Origin of the sequence: Mesorhizobium sp. L103C131B0, from assembly GCF_000502275.1 — a bacterium.
In the GTDB taxonomy this organism is placed as follows: Bacteria; Pseudomonadota; Alphaproteobacteria; order Rhizobiales; family Rhizobiaceae; genus Mesorhizobium.
In genome coordinates, this window is the sequence record NZ_AYXC01000054.1 from 1 (window position 1) to 1792 (window position 1792).

The following is a 1792-nucleotide window of genomic DNA, read 5'->3' on the forward strand; positions in this document are numbered from 1 at the left end:
GAAACGATCGCCCCGCCGGCGGGTGGCCCGGCCTGCGTGTCGGCAGGCGGCGCTGACGGCCGCGGCGTCGGCACGGGCGCTACGGGAGCCGGTGGGTTGGGAAACAGGTCGACGATCAGGGCCGGAAGGGTAACTGCGCCTGGTTCGCCGCCGACGTTGGCCTCATTGCCGTCTTTCGGGCAGTCGGCAGCCGCCGCTCCGGCCGCGTCGGTGCAGTCGGCCCGGCCGGCATTGGGATCATTGGTCTGCGCCGACGCCGGCACGGCGACGATTGTCGTCGCCGCCACCAGGATCGCCGCAAATCGAATGACCGCCCTAGCTGCCATCAACCGGTTTCCTTCCCTCGATCACAGTCTCCGCGAACGGCTGGGCGGCAATAAGGCCGACGAGCCTGGTGTAGTCTGCTCCGGTCTTGACCGGGATGGCAATGCGGAAGACGCCCGAGGCGGCCGGCCCGCCGGCGATCTTCAGCGCGTTCTGGTCGAGGAAGACAGCGATGTCGGACATCTTCGCATCCGGCTTGAACTTGACCAGCGCGAACGGCAGTTTCGCCAGATCATCCTCGGCGCCGGCAACCTCGAAATCATGGCTCTTGCCGCCGGTCTGCACGTAGGACTGCACCACGACCAACGCCAGCAGCACCGCCGCTGCCGCCCAGGCGACACCGACCGGCACCGCCATGAAACGGCCGAGTGCCTGCGCCAGCCAGGAACGGCCCGCGGGAGCGCGGACCGGTCCGGCTTCGGCGTCGAGCGCCCTGGCAAAGCGGCTGAGCGCATCGGCCGGTGGCCGGATCGCCTCGTTGGCGGCGGTGGCGCCGGAGAATTCCGCCTCAGCCTCGCCAAGCGCCGCCGTCGCCGCCGGATCGGACGCCAGCCATTCCTCGACGGCTTCGAGGTCCGAGCCTTCCAGCGAGCCGTTCAGGTAGAACGGCAGCAGCGTTTCCATTTCGTCACGGCGCGACATTTTTTCAGCGGCGCTCATGTCTTCAGGATTGCTCATGGCCACCCCCTGTCGTAACCGGCGGCCTTGAGGGCTTCGCCGAGTTTCTTGCGGGCGTAGAACATTCGGGTCTTGACGGTGGCGACCGGGATGCCGAGCACCTCGCCAATCTCCGTCACCGACTGTCCATGGTAATAGGCAAGGTCGATCACCGAGCGGTGTTCCTCCGGCAAGGCATCGACGAAGCGCCGCAAAGCGGCGCCCTTGTCTTCCTTCATGGTGGCGACTTCCGGCGTGTCGGCGCCGTCGGGAACCTGCGCCGCATCGTCGTCATCGATCCAGTCTTCTTTTTTCTTGCGAAGCATCGACAGCGCCTTGAACCGGGCGATGCCGAGCAGCCATGTCGAGACTTCCGAGCGCCCTTCGAAACCGGGCGCCTGGCGCCACAGCTCGAGAAAGACCTCGTTTGCGATATCGTCGGCCATCATTTCCGATCCCGTCTGGCGCACCACGAAGCGGTAGACCCGCGCGTGGTGACGCATGAACAGCAGCCGAACAGCGGCACGGTCGCCCTTCGCGACCCGGTCGACAAGCGCGCGATCAGTCTCGGTCGCTGCCGTCATGGCCGGTCGAGCCGCCTGGCTCCTGTCTGCTCTGTCGCCGATAGGTTCAAAAAGGTTCATCCTTCCGCCAAGGAATTTTGGCGAAGCTAACCGAAGAAGGTGAGTGTTGCCAGAGTGTCTCCCTTCTCCCCGTCACTATACGGGGAGAAGGTGGCGGTGTCCGAACCGGATAGATAGGTAACAGAATGGACCGATAGCATGGGTGACAGTTTTCTTGTCCGCCGGAG

2 protein-coding genes and 1 pseudogene are annotated in these 1792 nt (G+C 65.4%); all 3 read right to left on the bottom strand.

The window, feature by feature from the left end; translation table 11 throughout:
- A pseudogene (locus X730_RS0135320) lies at positions 1–326 on the bottom strand (peptidase S8); the annotation flags it as partial.
- Positions 316–984 carry a hypothetical protein gene (locus X730_RS135410; RefSeq protein ID WP_023755564.1) on the bottom strand — a complete coding sequence of 223 codons (669 nt, stop codon included), beginning with the start codon at positions 982–984 and terminating at the stop codon, positions 316–318. The pseudogene X730_RS0135320 and the gene X730_RS135410, both read right to left, overlap by 11 nt.
- Before the next feature lie 14 nt (positions 985–998).
- Complete coding sequence (locus tag X730_RS135405; protein ID WP_023683483.1) at positions 999–1565, bottom strand: sigma-70 family RNA polymerase sigma factor; 567 nt, start codon at positions 1563–1565, stop codon at positions 999–1001.
- Between the last annotated feature and the right edge of the window lie 227 nt (positions 1566–1792).

Bases quoted from the DNA above. Each gene is read 5' to 3' on its own strand.
- X730_RS135405 (WP_023683483.1), bottom strand. From the start codon at position 1,565: ATGACGGCAGCGACCGAGACTGATCGCGCGCTTGTCGACCGGGTCGCG.
- X730_RS135410 (WP_023755564.1), bottom strand. From the start codon at position 984: ATGAGCGCCGCTGAAAAAATGTCGCGCCGTGACGAAATGGAAACGCTG.